Genomic DNA, 14,913 nt, shown 5'->3' with positions numbered 1-14,913 from the left:
TCTGCGCGAAACCGGCTTGCGCAGCGCCGATCACCTTGTATATTCCGCCGCCTCGCCCGAGCGCGGTGCAGGTTCCGGCACCGCGCGGTTTCCCTGAACAGGTCCGTTTTTCCTGAACAGGTCCACCGCTCGGGCAGGCCTGCGCGGATCGCGGGAGGAGAGGCGGCCGAGGGGTTGAAGGCGCACAGACCGCCTTCGGCGGTCGTCTTTTCTAAAGAGTTGCGTGCGCCCCGCGCACGTTGGGAGAGGTGGCCGAGTGGTTGAAGGCGCACAGACCGCCTTCGGCGGTCGTCTTTTCTGAAGAGTTGCGTGCGCCCCGCGCACGTTGGGAGAGGTGGCCGAGTGGTTGAAGGCGCACGCCTGGAACGCGTGTATACGGGAAACCGTATCGAGGGTTCGAATCCCTCTCTCTCCGCCATAACAAAATGATTTTGAAGTGTTGTTAGACGTTTGCCGTGGCGAGGCCGGGCGAATGCGTCCGCACGGGTCACCCGGCCGTTCACGGCGGGGCAGGATGGACAGGAGTGCGCCCCGCGCAGGGTTCGGTCGCGGTGGCGTCCCGCCGTCTCGACGGTGCTTCCGCCCGCGCTGCCGGCACTGACGTGAAGGCATGCCGTCCCGGCCGCCACACGTTGCCGGGGCTCGCTTCGTCGAACCCTCCTGATACGAAAGCGCGCATACGTCTCGACGCTGACGGCGCGCCTGGCCGCGGCCGAAGGCGAACGGCGCGACCGGCATCGGCGGCGCCGCCCCCTACAGGCGGCGGAACCGGCCGGGCGATGTGCCGAACTTGCGCTTGAAGGCCCGGTAGAACACCGAGAGATCGCCGAAGCCGCACCGGAACGCGATATCCGCAAGGCTGTCGCGCGTGTCGGCAAGGGCGCGGCAGGCCATCGCCAGGCGCTGTTCCGTCATCAGTTCGCTGAAGGTCGTTCCGTCCTCGTGCAGCAGACGCTGGATGTAGCGCGGCGAGAGCGCCAGCGCCTGTCCCGCCTCCTCGATGGAATAGCCCGGCAGGTGGGCGTGGCCGGCAATGGCGGTCCGGATCGCGCCCAGCCGGTCCGCCCGCATGCGGCCGGTGCCGGGCGCGCGCGCCGGCGGGGTGCTGCCCACCGCAAGCGAAAGAAGATCGGCAATGTGCCGGCTGGCGCAGGCCGCCAGGGGCGCCGACGCGGACCCGCCGCCCGCCCGCATCAGGTCCAGATAGGCCACGAGCATGCGCAGGGCCTCGCCGTCCTTCACCACGACCGGCGCAGCCGTCAGCCGGGAGATGTCGATGCCGCAGTCGCGCAGGACATGGGTGGGCGCGTGGAGGCCGAGCACGCAGGCGCCGCCGCCCGACGGCGCCGGAGCCTCGGGCGCCTCATTCATCGTCACCCTGAAGGCGCCGACCAGGATCGCCTCGCCCTCGCGATCCCCCAGATCCCGGCGCGGCAATGCCCCGCCCCCGGCCTCGATGAAGATGGCGGCGGAAAAGCCATGCCCCAGCGGCACCGTCTCGGCGCCGCCTTGTCCTGAATCGCCCCGATCGGAGGTCATGGCCGCAACCGTCACACCCACCGCCGCAAACGCTAGTCCTCACGCCGGAAATTGGCAATCGGCGCACAGCGGTGTGCGCCGCCGGCGAAGACGTCTGCCGTGCGAAAATGCTAGATGAAGTCAGCGGCAGTCCAGAAGTCGGGTGGCCTTCCGCACGGGCAGGGTGGCGAGATCGCCATGCGGTTGGCAGAGCATTGCGTGCGGGTCCTGCGGCGGGTCCGTCCGACGGTTGCGTGCGCGCTGGGACACCATGGCGGTCCTGCCCGCAGCCCCTACTTCCATTCCCGCCTTCGCATGCTCCTGGCGCACCTTGCCGGTGCGGGCGCGGTGGCCATTCTGGCGCTCGGCATGCTGGCGGCGCCGGCACGGGCCGGCTGCAGCCTCGACGACCTGTGGAACGCCACCAAGGACACGTTCCAGAACGCGCCGACCGAATGCGCGGCCCAGCTTTCCAATCCCGCCTTCTATGCGCTCACCGCCTTCCTCGCCGGCGCGATCCAGACGCCGGAGGGCAAGTCGTTCTGCAGCGGCGTGAGCGGGCTGAAGGAAGATTTCAAGGACGATCAGGAAAAGCTTTCCAACTACTGGAGCTATCTGCCTCAATCACTCCAGAACACGCTCCAGGCGGAGCTTCCCTACTTCTCGAAACTCAGCGAATCCGCCGCCGATGCGAACCTCGCGCTCGCCACCATGGACTGCGCCTGCTCGGTGGTGACCTGGGACGGGCCGGACGCCGTCGCGGGCGAGATCGGCGAATGCTTCAAAGGCGCGCTGTGCGAGCTTCAGGACCTCGCGCACGACTTGCTGCCGGACGAGTTCCCGTCCTGCACGGGCACGCCGCCGGCGCCGCCGCAGCTGGTGGACTGCCGGCTGGACCCCTCCAGCGACGATCCCAACAGCGCGTTCGAGCTCTGGAACCAGGGCACCGGCTGGGTTGGCGACGTCGGCATGTGCAACGAGCGTTACTACGCCGGGCCGATGAAGGGCGAGTTCGTCGCCGGCTTCACCTGCGAGGGCGACGTCTGCTACTCGGACGGACTGCTGCGCAGCGGCAGCGGCACCTATTGCTACTGCCCCGCCGCCATGCAGCAGATGAGCTGGTACAATCTCGGCGACGGCGATTGCTACCGCTACCTCCACTGCGCCTGTCCCGCCGGGACCACGGCGGTCGGCGGGGCGGGCGGCGCCGGCTACATGTGCACCTGCAACGATACCGGCCTGCCGGTGAACGCGGACGGCACCTGTCCGAAGCCGTGCAACTGCGACTGCCCCAACAATCTGGTCCTGGTCTCGAAGGACACGAAGTCCTGCACCTGCACCTGCGGATGCCCGCAGGGCCAGACGCGGGTCGGCGACACATGCGTCACGCCCTGCGCCGATCCCAGCCAACTCATGCTGGAAGGGGGAACGTGCTGCGCCGCCACGCAGGCGACCGCCTGCGGGACCTGCTGTCCCTTCGGCATGAAGCCCGATGCCAACGGCCAGAGCTGCGTTTCGGTGCTGGGCAAGCCCGGCGCGCCCAAGCTGCCGCCCAAGGGGCCGCTGCTGCCGCCGAAGCTCCCCAAGCAGATGCCGAAGGGGCTGTGAGCCATGAAGCGCCCCTCCCTCCTCCTGTGTCTGAAAGCCTTGCGCGGCGGCGCTGCGCTGCTCGCCGCGCTCCTCACCCTGGCCGGCCCCGCCGCCGCCCAGCCTTTGCCGCCGGGCGTGCTCGCGCCCGGCGAGGCGGCGGTCGCCGGGTTCTCGGGCGTCTTCCGTCCCACACTGGTGCCGCCGGGAGCCGACCCGGCCGACACCACCGTGATCGACCTGTTCGGCCCGTCTTTGCGCGTCGTCGACCTCGCCGACCTCGGCGGGCGGCCAGCCGGGCAGTTCGTCCCGGCGCCGAAGCCCTTCACCTTCACGGCCCGCCAGATCGGCCAGGTGTTCGCCGTCGCGCTCGACAATGCCGTGCCGCCGAACATCTATGCCGCCGCCACTTCGGCCTATGGCCTGCCGCTCATTGCCCCCGGTTCGAACGGGGCGCCGGCGCGCGCACGGCAGGGCGGGCCGTCCGCCGGCTTCATGCCGGGCCTGTGGGGCGCGGCAGCGCCAGGCGGCGGCCCGGGCTCCATCTGGCGGATCGACGGCGTCACCGGCGCCGTCACGCTGTTCGCCACGGTCGGCCAGGCCGGGCGCGCCAATGGCGGCGCGGCGCTCGGCGGCCTCGCCTTCGACGGCGAGACCGACACGCTCTATGTGGCCGACCGGGAGACCGGCTTCATCCTGCGCTACGGCTTGGATGGCGCGCTGCTGGGGGGCTATGACCACGGCACCGAGGGCCGCGCGGCCGCCGGGCTCGCGCCGGTGGCCTACGATCCGGCCGGCCGCTCGGACATCGCCAGCCCCGCCTTCGACAGCACCCAGCCGTCGACCTGGGGCTATGCGGCGCCGGAGCGGCGCGTGTTCGGCCTCGGCATCCGCCAGGGCCGGCTCTATTACGCGGTCGCCGCGGGCCTTGAGGTGTGGTCCATCGCGCTCTCCGGTCCCGATCGGTCCCCGACGCGCGAACTGAGCGTCCCGCCGGGCGATGCGCCGTCGGAGATCTCCAAGATCACGTTCGACGACCAGGGGCGGATGATCCTCGCCGAGCGGCCGGCGCCGACCGGAGCCTACGATTTCCAGGCGCTCGCCTTTCCCGGCACCGGCCGGGTGCTGCGCTACGCGCTGTACGCGCGCTATCCGGGCCTTGCGCGGGCCTGGCAGCCGGAGCCCGACAGCTATGCGGTGGGCTTTCCCGGCGCGCTCACCAACGGCAATGGCGGCGCCGCCATCGGCTACGACCACGACCGCACGGGCCTCCTCGACCGCTGGAGCTGCGGCGGCTTCCTGTGGACCACCGGCGAGCGCCTGCGCGCGGCGTCCGACCCGGCCGTCGCCGCACGCCTCGCCGCGACCGGGCCGCTGGAGGTGGATGGGCTCCAGGGCAACGACGTGTGGCGGGTGCGGCCGCTGAATGCGCCGCCGCTGCGCAGCGCCTTCATCGATTTCGACGACCGCTTCGACGCGCCTCCACGCGCCGGCTGGATGGGCGACATGGCCATCTGGCGGGTGTGCGGGCCGGCGCTCCGGGGCGGCTGGATGCTGCCCGGCTGGATGCTGGCCTGGTGGGGCGGCATCCCGGTCCCGCTCCCGCCGCAGCCCGACCTCTCCTGCCCGCCGGACCAGCAGAAGCCCGGCATCCAGTGCTGCCCCAAGGGCACCGCGCCGGGCCCCAACGGCCAGTGCTCGCCGTTCTGCCCGAACGGCGCCATGGACCCGAAGAGCCAGCAATTGTGCGGCCTGGGCTTCGATGCGGCGACCTATGAGGCGGGCAATCCCGCCAAGCTCGCATGCATCGGCGGCAAGGCGCCGAAACCGGGCAAGGGCATCCTCGGCTGCGTCGAGGCGTCGCCGGTGCTGAGCGCGCCGGTGTGCCCGGCCGGCTTCGCGAAGCAGGCCGTGCCCGGCGTCGGCACCATCTGCCAGCCGACACCGGGACAGGGCCAGTGCCCCCCCGGCCAGCAGCTCAGCCCGATCGACCAGCAATGCCATGCGCTCTGTGCCGATGGCACCGCCTGGCCGTCCACCCAATGCTGCGCGCCGGGATCGCTCGTCACCGGCACCGGACAGTGCTGCCCGGCGGGGGCGCTGTTCGATCCGAAGACCGGACAGTGCACCACCGAGATCACGTTCAATCCCTGCCCGCCGGGAGCCAAGGCGCAGGGCGCTTCGGGCCAGTGCGCGCCCGGCGCCGGCTGCCCCAAGGGGGCGGTTGCCGACCCCAAGACCGGCCTGTGCAAGAAGGTCACCACCGCCTGCCTGCCGGGCCTCAAGCCCGATCCCGCCACCGGCGTCTGCAGCAAGGTGCCGCCCAAGACCGCCTGTCCGCCCGGCCAGCTCGGGAAGGACGGCGCCTGCTGCGCCGCCGGCTGGTCGCCCAATGCGGCCGGAGGCTGCTGCCCGCCCGGCCAGTCCGCCGAAGCAGGCGGGCAGTGCAAGCTCGCGGCCTGCCCGCCACCTGGGAAAATGATGGGCGGCAAGTGCTGCGCGCCCGGCGACCTGAAGCCGGGGGGAAGCTGCGCCGCGTCCCTGTGCACGGGCGGCAAGGTTCCGGTCGGCTCCGGCCCGGCCTGCTGCGATCCGGCCAAGGTCTATGCCGACGCCAAGGGCGCCACCGCCTGCTGCGCCGGAAAGGTGGTGAACGGCGTCTGCGGGCCGCTTGGCGGCGATACGGCACAGCCCCAGTGCGGCTCCTCCGATCCGAACTGCTGCCCCGCGGGATACACCGCCGCCGGCGGCGCCTGCTGCCTCGCCAGCCAGCTCACCGCCACCGGCCAGTGCTGCCCCGCCGGCCAGGCGCCGTCCGGTCCCGGCAACGCCCAGTGCGGCCCCGCCAAGACGCCGGGAACACCGCCCGGCGGCACCCCGCCCGGCGGCGGAACGCCGGGCGGGAGCTATTGCTGCGCGCCCGGCCAGGTGCCGGTCGCCGGCGGCATCTGCTGCGCGGCCGGGCAGGTGACGTCGGTGGGCCAGTGCTGCCCGGCCGGCCAGCAGCCCGACCCGCGGAACCGGATGAGCTGCGTGCCCGCCCAGTCCTGCGGCCTGCGCAAGACCATGGTGGATGGCGCCTGCTGCGAGGATTCCCACGTCTACAAGGACGGGGCCGGGGCGCCGCGCTGCTGCGCCCAGCTCGTCGACCAGCAAAGCCAGCGCTGCCCGGCCGAGCCGATCTTCAATCGCCAGCAGACCTGCCCGCAGGGCTTCGCGCCGCTCGGCGACGGCGCGTGCTGCCCGGCGGGGCGGGTGACGCGCGACGGCCGCTGCCGCGGTGCCACCCGGCCGCCGGTGATCGTGCCGCCGCTCCAGGGGCTGCCGCCCTACGTGCCGCCGCTGTATGTGCCGCCGGCCAATCGGCCACCGCCGCTCTATGTCCCGCCGCCGGGGCGGGTTCCGCCGCCGCCCGCCCAGGTGCCGCCGGGCCGGCGGCCGCCCACCGGCCGGACGAACACCGAGCAGGCGGTGCCCGATCCCGGGCGCCAGCGGCGTCCGCCGCAGGAGCGCGGCCCCGCCACGGTCCGGCCGCAGACCCAGCGGCCGGCGGCCGAGCGGCAGAACGTGGTCCGCCCGCAGCGCGGCGCGCCGACGCCCCCGCGGCCTCAGAAACCGGTGACCCAGCAGGGGAACCCCCAGGTGAAGCCGAAACCGAAACCCACCACGCCGCCGGACGCGCGCCCGCCCCGGCAATGAGGATCGCGATGACGATGCCGCTCCGCTCCCTCCTGTTCGCTCTCGCCGTCTGCTGCGCGGCATGGCCCGCGACCGCCCGCGCCGAGCCCGCCGAGAAAGAGCGCGCGCGGGTGGAGGCCATCGTGAAAGAGTATCTCGCGCGCCATCCCGAGGTGGTGGAGGGCGTGGTGAAGGACTATCTGACGCGCAACCCGCAGGTGCTGCAGGATGCCATCGAGGCGCTGCTGCGCAGCCGCCGCCAGGCGACCGCGGAGAAGGCGCCGGCGATCCGCGCCAATGCGGCCGCGCTGTTCGCCTCGCCGCACCAGGTGACGCTCGGCAATCCCGAGGGCGATGTCACCGTGGTCGAGTTCATGGATTACAATTGCGGCTACTGCAAACGCGCGCTCGCCGACATGGTGGCGCTCATCGGCGAGGACCCGGGCATCCGCTTCGTGCTCAAGGAACTGCCCGTGCTCGGGCCGACCTCGACCGAGGCGGCGCGGGTGGCGGTGGCGGTGCGGATGCAGGATCCGAGCGGCGCGAAATACCTCGCCTTCCATCGGGCGCTGATGGCCGAGCGCGGCGTCTCGCGCGAGCGGGCGCTGGCGGCCGCGACGGCGGCCGGCCTCGAACCCGCGCGGATCGAGCGCGACATGGCGAGCGCGGAGGTGGACGCGACGCTGACGGAATCGCGCCGACTCGCCGCCGCGCTGGGCATCGCCGGCACGCCCGCCTATGTGGTGGGGAATGCGGTGGTGCCGGGCGCCATCGGCCTTGCCGCCCTCAAGGACCGTATCCGCGCCGCCCGCGCCGAGGCCGGGCGCTGAAGGCGGGAGCGGCCGGCGCGCTCCGCAGAGACGGGTTCGCGTCGGACTGGCCATCCGCCACAACCGTTCGGCTTCTACAATGTACTCATCATCGCTCATTCTCGCCGCGAGCCGCCGGTAGGCTGGCGCCGGATCGTCACCGCCACCGGTTCACCAGCGCCAGCGCGCCCCACGAGCCGAGCAGTGCGATGGCCATCTGGCCCGCGAGCGCGATCGCCATCGGGGCGCCGCCCGCGGCGGCCAGCGAGGATGCGCCGTTCATGAGCGGGGCGAGGAGCAGCGCCATCACCGCTCCGCCGAGGGGCGCGGCCAGCAGCATGCCCGCGCATGCGACGAGGATGTTCACGATCCAGCCGAGCACGCCCCGCTTCCGGCTCCAGGCCTCGTAGAGCGCGACGGCCAGCGCACCGGCAAGAACAGCCGCGCCGATGACGAGCGCGCCGCCGACGCTATCCATGGGAATGGCGCCGCTCCATTGCAGAAGGAGGATGCCGATGACGGCTATCGCAATGATGTACGCCATGAGGCTCATCCCTGCTGTACAGGCCCGCGTCGCGCCGGTGACATCAGCATATCTGGCACAGGCGAGCGCTTCCGCGACCGACGTGCTGATCTTTACAGGCACAAGGCAGGTCGTCGAGAGCTCGATCGAGTATCCAGCCGGCGCACGGACGGGCCGAACGCCGGCTTCGATCCTGTATGGTCACGGTCAAGTTGCGGTGTTCCGGGCCGGAGCGTAGTCTTTAAACAACGGGATGACGCAGGGCGTCACCGAGGACGAAGCCGTGGCTGTCGGCGGTGTTGGTAGCGGGTGGCCAGACGGCGCCGATTCTTCAGCCTGGTGAAGCACGCTCGATCCAAAAACGCCCCGAAGGGCGCTTGCTAACTATCAGATTTTATTGGGAAAATTTGGAGCGGGCGAAGGGATTCGAACCCTCGACCCCAACCTTGGCAAGGTTGTGCTCTACCCCTGAGCTACACCCGCATCCATCGCCTCTCGCGGTGTCCCGCGCGGCAGGTGCGTGTCTATGCCAAAAGCCGGAGGGGATTGCAACAGGCTTTCTGCGCCCCCTGTGCACAGGCGCTCCCGCCCTGCCCCGGCGTCCCCGCCGCCCGGCAGGCGCGCCTCGGCGTGACGGGTCCCGCGCCACCCGCCGCCGCCGGGCACTCTTGATCCGCGACGTCCTTCGGCCCCGGCCTTTGGCGAAGGGCCTTCGGCGGCCGCGCGTGGTCTGGCCGCAGGCCGGCTGGCCGGTCGGCCGGCGCCGCCTTGCCGGTGCCATCGGCGGAGGCTAGAAAGCGGCAACTTTCCCGCATCCCTTTTCCAGGAGACGGCGGCCCATGGCCCCCTATCAGTACGCCTTCCACATGCACGGCATGACCAAGACCTATCCGGGCGGCAAGAAGGTGCTCGACAACGTGCACCTCTCCTTCTACCCGGACGCCAAGATCGGCGTGCTCGGCAACAACGGCGCCGGAAAGTCGACCTTGCTGCGCATCATGGCCGGCATCGACAAGGATTTTTCCGGCGAGGCGCGGCCCGCCGAGGGCGTGCGCGTGGGCTACCTGCCGCAGGAGCCGGCGCTCGATGCCACCAAGAACGTGCGGCAGAACGTTGAGGACGGGGTGGCCAAGCAGAAGGCCATCCTGGAGCGCTACAACGAACTCGCCATGAACTACTCGGACGAAACCGCGGACGAGATGACCCGGCTCCAGGACGAGATCGAGGCGCAGGGCCTGTGGGACCTCGACAGCAAGGTCGAGCAGGCGATGAATGCCCTCGGCTGCCCGCCGGACGACTGGGAGGTGACGCGCCTCTCCGGCGGCGAGCGCCGCCGCGTCGCGCTGTGCCGCCTGCTGCTGGAGCAGCCGGAGCTGCTGCTGCTCGACGAGCCCACCAACCATCTCGACGCCGAGACGGTGAACTGGCTGGAAGGCCACCTGCGCACCTATCCGGGCGCGATCCTGATCGTCACCCACGACCGCTACTTCCTCGACAATGTCACCGGCTGGATCCTGGAGCTCGATCGCGGCCGCGGCATTCCCTACGAGGGCAACTACTCCTCCTGGCTCGGCCAGAAGCAGAAGCGCCTGCACCAGGAGGGCCGCGAGGACGAGGCGCGCCAGCGCGCCCTCGCCCGCGAGCAGGAGTGGATCGGCGCCTCGCCCAAGGCGCGGCAGGCCAAGAACAAGGCGCGCATCCAGCGCTACGAGGAGCTGCTGCAGCGCGCCTCCGAGCGCCAGCCCTCCGCCACCCAGATCGTCATCCCCGTGGCCGAGCGCCTCGGGCAGAACGTCATCGCCTTCGACCACCTGAGCAAGGCGTTCGGCGAGAAGATGCTCATCGACGACCTCTCCTTCAAGCTGCCGCCCGGCGGCATCGTCGGCGTCATCGGGCCGAACGGCGCGGGCAAGACCACGCTGTTCCGCATGATCACGGGGCAGGAAAAGCCGGACGGCGGCACCATCGCCATCGGCGATTCGGTCAAGCTCGGCTATGTGGACCAGAGCCGCGACGCGCTCGACGACAAGAAGACCGTGTGGGAGGAAATCTCCGACGGCAACGAGGTGATCTACGTCGGCAAGAAAGAGATCCCCTCGCGCGCCTATTGCGCGGCCTTCAACTTCAAGGGCGGCGACCAGCAGAAGAAGGTGGGCATGCTCTCCGGCGGCGAGCGCAACCGCGTCCACCTCGCCAAGGTGCTCCAGCGCGGCGGCAACGTGCTGCTCCTCGACGAGCCCACCAACGACCTCGACGTGGACACCCTGCGCGCCCTGGAAGAGGCGCTGGAGGACTACGCCGGCTGCGCCGTCATCATCTCCCATGACCGCTTCTTCCTGGACCGCATCGCCACCCACATGCTCGCCTTCGAGGGCGACAGCCACGTGGAATGGTTCGAGGGCAATTTCGCGGACTACGAGGAAGACAAGAAGCGGCGGCTGGGGACCGACAGCGTCATCCCGAAGCGGATTCAGTATAAGAAGTTTTCGAGGTGAGGGGAGGGGCTGCAGCCCCTCTCACTAACCAGCATGTACGGCCTGTGATCTAACCTTTCGGCCCGACGATCGTGCGAACCTTCAGGTCTGAACCCGAATTTTCAAGATCGCGCTCGAACCCGATCGGGTTCCCAATTATTCCTTCCGGATCATATATAAAGCAAAATAGAAGTTCACAATCTGGGTGCTGTCGATATCGCGCAATGTCGACCAATAACTGAGCCCCAATCTCGCTTGGCTTCAGCGAGGTGCGCGTCTTTTTTATTTCAATTACAATCTTTTCTTTTTTCAAGAGAAAGTCGACTCGTGCCGAGCCTCCCGAGTTGCTGGGGGTCCATTCTTCTGGTCGAATATCGTCAAAATTTATCTTTAGAAGAGCATGCATTAAATCTTGTACATCATACTCATCTTCGATTTCCAACGTTTGACGATTGGAATGTCTGGCGCGTAGCTGCCTAGCGACCGCGTGAAATTTTAGACAAATTCGTTCGATTGTCGATATAGCATTCACTTCAGTTTCATAATTATCGATTCCTGTTCCATAATTTATTATTTCATCTAATATTGATGAGAGAATGGCCTCAGCTTTTTGCATCCCCTTATTATATGCACTTCTGATTTGTTTTTCTTCTACAGGAATAGAAAATACCGATGGACTGAAGCCAATATCTGAAAATTCACTTACATTTCGACTTTTCACGCCAAAAATCTTCTCCAATGCAACTTCTGTGTCGCGCTTCCATTTGATGAAATTCTGATCGTTTCGGGAGCAGCCTCTAAGCTCAGATATGAACGCTTTCTGTCGCTCTATGATTTGAATAGCCTTATCCCTATTCATTTTACTCTAAATCCCTGACCTGTTGCGGATGCGTAGACATAGGCGCACCGCCCCAGCTTGCCACCTTCTCCCCCATCCGCAAGCCCCCGCGCCCCGGCCGACTGCAACGAAGCGGCAGCGCAGTGGAAGGAGAGCCGGGGCCCAGCGCAAAAAAAGGCCGCCGCAGGCGCTGCTGAAACCGGCAGCCTGAAGGTCTCGCCCGCTGCGCGGACGTTCTGCGCTGGACCCCGGATCGACACTCCGTCTGCGCCGTCGCCGGTCCGGGGAACGGCCAAAGGAGCGCCGTCGCACGGTGAATAGTTCGAGAGGACGGTCGCTGGCCTGCCCCGCCCTCGCGCCCCGGCCGACTGCAACGGAGCGTCAGCGTAGTGGAAGGAGAGCCGGGGCCCAGCGCAAAAGGCCGCCGAAGGCGCTTCTGAAACCGGCGGCCGAAAGGTTTTGCCCGCTGCGCGGGACTTTCCCCTGGACCCCGGATCGGCGCTCCGGCTGCGCCGTCGCTGGTCCGGGGAACGGAGTTAGCTGAACCAGTCATCGGCGAGGTCGCGCCAGTCGGGATTGTCGCGCTCGATCAGCGCCAGCTTCCAGTCGCGGTGCCATTTCTTCAGGCGGCGCTCATGGGCGCGGGCGGCGTCGAGGTCGTCGAACAGGTCCACGTGCACGAGGAGATGTACCCCGTACTCCCGCGTGAAGCCGGGCACGGCGCCGGAGCGATGCTCGAACAGGCGGCGGGCAAGGTCGTTCGTGACGCCCACATAGAGCGTCCCGTTGCGGCCACTCGCAAGGATGTAGACGGCGAAGCCGGACATGGCCGACGATAGCGCAACGCAGGATTGCGCGCGATGCCTGTCCCCCGCGCCCCGGCCGACTGCAACGGAGCGTCAGCGCAGTGGAAGGAGAGCCGGGGCCCAGCGCAAAAGGCCGCCGAAAGCGCTTCAGAACCCGGCCGCCCTCAGGCGATGCCGGTGCGCAGCAGGTCGTGGATGTGGAGCACGCCCACCGGCTTGCCGTCCTCCACCACCAGGAGCGCGGTGATCGCCTTCGAGTTCAGCAGCAGCAGCGCCTCGGAGGCGAGCTGGTCCGGCCGCACGGTCTTGGGCGCCGGCGTCATGATCTCGCGCGCGGCGCGGGCGGTCAGGTCGTTGGACATGTGCCGGCGCAGGTCGCCGTCGGTGACGATGCCGAGCAGCCGGCCGTCTTCGCCCACCACGCCGACGCAGCCAAGGCCCTTGGCGCTCATCTCCACCAGCGCCTCGCCCATCCGCGTGTCGCCGCCGACCAGCGGCACCGCGTCGCCGCCGCGCATCACGTCGCGCACGAACTTCAGGCTGGCGCCCAGCTTGCCGCCGGGGTGGAGCTGGCGGAAGTCGAGCGCGGTGAAGCCGCGGTTCTGCAGCAGCGCCACCGCCAGCGCGTCGCCGAGCGCGAGCTGCATCAAAGTGGAGGTGGTGGGCGCGAGCCCGTGCGGGCAGGCCTCGGGCGCGATCGGCAGCGCCAGCACCACGCTGGCGCTGGTGGCGAGCGCGCTCTCGGGGTTCGAGGTGAAGGCGATGAGCGGCACGTCGAAGCGCCGCGAATAGTCGACGAGGTCGCGCAGCTCCACGGTCTCGCCGGACCAGGAGAGGGCGACGATCACGTCGTCGGCAGTGATCATGCCGAGGTCGCCGTGGCTCGCCTCGGCGGGATGGACGTAATGGGCCGGCGTGCCGGTGGAGGCGAGCGTGGCGGCGATCTTGCGCCCCACATGCCCGCTCTTGCCCATGCCGGTGACGACCACCCGGCCGCGGGCGTTCTGGATCGTCGCCACCGCCACCTCGAAGGCGGGTCCGAGCGGGCCCTCCAGCGCGGTCTTGAGCGCGGCGAGGCCCGCCTGCTCGGCCTCCACCGTGGCGAGCGCGGAAACGACCGAGGCGGAATGGATGTGCGGCACGGGGTCTGCCGGAGCTGAGTGAGCCTTGGGACGCATGGTCGCTCCTCGATAGCACCGTTCGGGCAGGAAGGGGAGGCGGCGCGGCCCGCACGCGCGGGGTATCAATCCACCGCGACGCCCAGCGGCATGCGCTGGATCAGGCGGAACGGCGCGCCCCGCGCCGGCTCCGCGAACACCGCGAGGTCGGTGATCTCGGCCGGCACCCGCGCCCCGGAGGCGGCGAAGGCGTCGGCCAGCGCGTTCAGCGCGTGCCCCTGCTCGGCCTCGCCCAGCGGGCCGGTCAGCGTCATGTGGAAGCGGAACTCCTCCAGCACGTAGGGGTAGCCGCAGGTGTCGAGCAGTTCCACCTGGCGCGGGCTCAAGAGGTGCGGCCTGCGGCGCGCACGCTCCCCGTCGGTCAGCGGCGCGCGCAGCGGGTCGAGGTCGGTCACCACGCAGGCGGCAATGTCGTCGAGCGTCGGCACGGCGACCTGAGGGGTGAGCGCCACGAAGCGGCCGATCGCCGACACCGCCAGCGGCGGCAGCTCGAACGGTCGGTGCTCCGCCGCCACCGCCGCCACCGCCTCAAGCAAGGCCGCCTCGTCGAGGCCCGGCTTGAGGCTGAACGGCGCCTTCAGCGTGCCGTGGAAGCCGTAGCGGCGCGGCTCCGCGGTGATCTCGCGCCAGCGCTCGGCGTCGAAGCCGGCGAGGTCGGGAGGCGCCGGCTCGGCGCCGGTCTCGGCGTCGCGGCCGAGGATGGCGCACCCGAAGCGCCACAAGGCGCTGTCGGCGGCGGGGGCGAGATAGACCGCGTAGCGCACGGGCCGGCTCAACGCGGCAGGAACGGGTTGGACGCCCGCTCGTCGCCGATGCTGGTGAGCGGCCCGTGCCCCGGCAGGCACACGGTGGCGTCGCCGAGCGGCAGCAGCTTCTCGACGATGCCGGAGATCAGCGCGTCATGGCTGCCATAGGGAAAGTCGGTGCGCCCGACCGAGCCGCGGAACAGCGTGTCGCCGACGATGGCGATGCCGGCCGGCTTGTAGACATAGACGAGGTGGCCGGGCGTGTGGCCGGGCACGTGCAGCACCTCGAAGTCGAGGTCGCCCACCTTGAGCGTGTCGCCCTCCACCATGTAGCGGTCCGGCGTCACCGCGCGGGCGCCGGCGATGCCGTACTTCGCGGCCATGTCGGGGATGCCGTCGATGATGAACTGGTCGGCCGCGTGCGGGCCTTCCACCGGCACGTTCAGGCTCTCCGCCAGCTCGGCGGCGCCGGCGGCATGGTCCACATGGCCGTGGGTGAGCACGATCTTCTCGATCTCGGCGCCGGTCTCGGCGATAGCGGCGCGGATCTTGTCGAGGTCGCCGCCGGGGTCCACCACCGCGCCCTTCATGGTGCTGGTGCACCAGACGATGGAGGCGTTCTGCTGGAACGGCGTGACGGGCACGATGGCGATCTGGATGGGCTGCTGGTCCATGGCGGGTCCTTGGGAATGGCTGGCCCTGGCGCGCCTTGAAGGCAGGCCGGGCGGAAGGAGGGGGCCGCTGCGCGGCCGTCCC

The 14,913-nt window shown here is 69.6% G+C and carries 11 protein-coding genes and 2 tRNA genes; 5 read left to right on the top strand and 8 right to left on the bottom strand.

What is annotated here, in order from left to right; translation table 11 throughout:
* The first annotated feature begins 328 nt into the window (after window positions 1–328).
* Window positions 329–418 (top strand) — tRNA-Ser (locus tag D9R14_RS10680).
* A gap of 335 nt (window positions 419–753) precedes the next feature.
* Here D9R14_RS10680 and D9R14_RS10675 read toward each other — a convergent pair.
* The gene (locus D9R14_RS10675; RefSeq protein ID WP_147453004.1) at window positions 754–1,539 is read right to left on the bottom strand and encodes a helix-turn-helix transcriptional regulator; all 786 of its coding nucleotides are present in this window, start codon (window positions 1,537–1,539) and stop codon (window positions 754–756) included.
* 294 nt (window positions 1,540–1,833) lie between these two features.
* Between D9R14_RS10675 and D9R14_RS10670 the strand changes: the two genes are divergently transcribed.
* The 3 genes from D9R14_RS10670 to D9R14_RS10660 are packed head-to-tail and all read left to right on the top strand — an operon-like array spanning window position 1,834 to window position 7,613.
* Window positions 1,834–3,126 (top strand): hypothetical protein, encoded by a 1,293-nt coding sequence (locus D9R14_RS10670; protein ID WP_121623305.1) that lies wholly within the window; start codon window positions 1,834–1,836, stop codon window positions 3,124–3,126.
* Window positions 3,127–3,129: 3 nt separating this feature from the next.
* Window positions 3,130–6,804: an NHL repeat-containing protein gene (locus D9R14_RS10665; protein ID WP_121623304.1), complete on the top strand. Its 3,675-nt coding sequence runs from the start codon at window positions 3,130–3,132 to the stop codon at window positions 6,802–6,804.
* A gap of 8 nt (window positions 6,805–6,812) precedes the next feature.
* Window positions 6,813–7,613: a DsbA family protein gene (locus tag D9R14_RS10660; RefSeq protein ID WP_121623303.1), complete on the top strand. Its 801-nt coding sequence runs from the start codon at window positions 6,813–6,815 to the stop codon at window positions 7,611–7,613.
* Window positions 7,614–7,749: 136 nt separating this feature from the next.
* Here the strand turns inward: D9R14_RS10660 and D9R14_RS10655 are convergent, their stop codons facing one another.
* Both D9R14_RS10655 and D9R14_RS10650 read right to left on the bottom strand, forming a co-directional pair.
* A complete protein-coding gene (locus tag D9R14_RS10655; protein ID WP_121623302.1) occupies window positions 7,750–8,136 on the bottom strand; it encodes a hypothetical protein in 387 nt (128 codons plus the stop codon).
* Between the two features lie 387 nt (window positions 8,137–8,523).
* A tRNA-Gly gene (locus D9R14_RS10650) sits at window positions 8,524–8,598 on the bottom strand.
* A 356-nt stretch (window positions 8,599–8,954) separates the two neighbouring features.
* Between D9R14_RS10650 and ettA the strand changes: the two genes are divergently transcribed.
* Entirely contained in the window at window positions 8,955–10,610 is a 1,656-nt protein-coding gene (gene ettA, locus D9R14_RS10645) for an energy-dependent translational throttle protein EttA (RefSeq protein ID WP_121623301.1), read from the top strand.
* Between the two features lie 49 nt (window positions 10,611–10,659).
* Here the strand turns inward: ettA and D9R14_RS23110 are convergent, their stop codons facing one another.
* The 5 genes from D9R14_RS23110 to D9R14_RS10620 all read right to left on the bottom strand — a co-directional run bounded on the left by D9R14_RS23110 (window position 10,660) and on the right by D9R14_RS10620 (window position 14,831).
* Complete coding sequence (locus D9R14_RS23110; RefSeq protein WP_170168574.1) at window positions 10,660–11,448, bottom strand: PD-(D/E)XK nuclease domain-containing protein; 789 nt, start codon at window positions 11,446–11,448, stop codon at window positions 10,660–10,662.
* Window positions 11,449–11,963: 515 nt separating this feature from the next.
* A complete protein-coding gene (locus D9R14_RS10635; protein ID WP_121623300.1) occupies window positions 11,964–12,254 on the bottom strand; it encodes a GIY-YIG nuclease family protein in 291 nt (96 codons plus the stop codon).
* A 143-nt stretch (window positions 12,255–12,397) separates the two neighbouring features.
* Window positions 12,398–13,411 carry a KpsF/GutQ family sugar-phosphate isomerase gene (locus D9R14_RS10630; protein WP_121623299.1) on the bottom strand — a complete coding sequence of 338 codons (1,014 nt, stop codon included), beginning with the start codon at window positions 13,409–13,411 and terminating at the stop codon, window positions 12,398–12,400.
* Between the two features lie 65 nt (window positions 13,412–13,476).
* Window positions 13,477–14,175: a DUF1045 domain-containing protein gene (locus D9R14_RS10625; RefSeq protein WP_245420710.1), complete on the bottom strand. Its 699-nt coding sequence runs from the start codon at window positions 14,173–14,175 to the stop codon at window positions 13,477–13,479.
* Between the two features lie 8 nt (window positions 14,176–14,183).
* Window positions 14,184–14,831, bottom strand: coding sequence for an MBL fold metallo-hydrolase (locus D9R14_RS10620; protein WP_121623297.1), 648 nt, complete (start codon window positions 14,829–14,831; stop codon window positions 14,184–14,186).
* Window positions 14,832–14,913 lie beyond the last annotated feature (82 nt).

It is taken from the genome of Xanthobacter tagetidis, from assembly GCF_003667445.1.
GTDB lineage: Bacteria > Pseudomonadota > Alphaproteobacteria > Rhizobiales > Xanthobacteraceae > Xanthobacter > Xanthobacter tagetidis.
Note: the sequence above shows the minus strand (reverse complement) of the source record. Positions and strands in the feature narration are given on the sequence as shown.

Excerpts from the sequence above, each read along its gene's own strand:
- D9R14_RS10620 (WP_121623297.1), bottom strand. The coding sequence starts at position 14,831 with ATGGACCAGCAGCCCATCCAGATCGCCATCGTGCCCGTCACGCCGTTC.
- D9R14_RS10630 (WP_121623299.1), bottom strand. The coding sequence starts at position 13,411 with ATGCGTCCCAAGGCTCACTCAGCTCCGGCAGACCCCGTGCCGCACATC.
- D9R14_RS10670 (WP_121623305.1), top strand. The coding sequence starts at position 1,834 with ATGCTCCTGGCGCACCTTGCCGGTGCGGGCGCGGTGGCCATTCTGGCG.
- D9R14_RS10655 (WP_121623302.1), bottom strand. The coding sequence starts at position 8,136 with ATGGCGTACATCATTGCGATAGCCGTCATCGGCATCCTCCTTCTGCAA.
- D9R14_RS23110 (WP_170168574.1), bottom strand. The coding sequence starts at position 11,448 with ATGAATAGGGATAAGGCTATTCAAATCATAGAGCGACAGAAAGCGTTC.
- D9R14_RS10675 (WP_147453004.1), bottom strand. The coding sequence starts at position 1,539 with ATGACCTCCGATCGGGGCGATTCAGGACAAGGCGGCGCCGAGACGGTG.
- D9R14_RS10635 (WP_121623300.1), bottom strand. The coding sequence starts at position 12,254 with ATGTCCGGCTTCGCCGTCTACATCCTTGCGAGTGGCCGCAACGGGACG.
- ettA (WP_121623301.1), top strand. The coding sequence starts at position 8,955 with ATGGCCCCCTATCAGTACGCCTTCCACATGCACGGCATGACCAAGACC.
- D9R14_RS10665 (WP_121623304.1), top strand. The coding sequence starts at position 3,130 with ATGAAGCGCCCCTCCCTCCTCCTGTGTCTGAAAGCCTTGCGCGGCGGC.
- D9R14_RS10660 (WP_121623303.1), top strand. The coding sequence starts at position 6,813 with ATGACGATGCCGCTCCGCTCCCTCCTGTTCGCTCTCGCCGTCTGCTGC.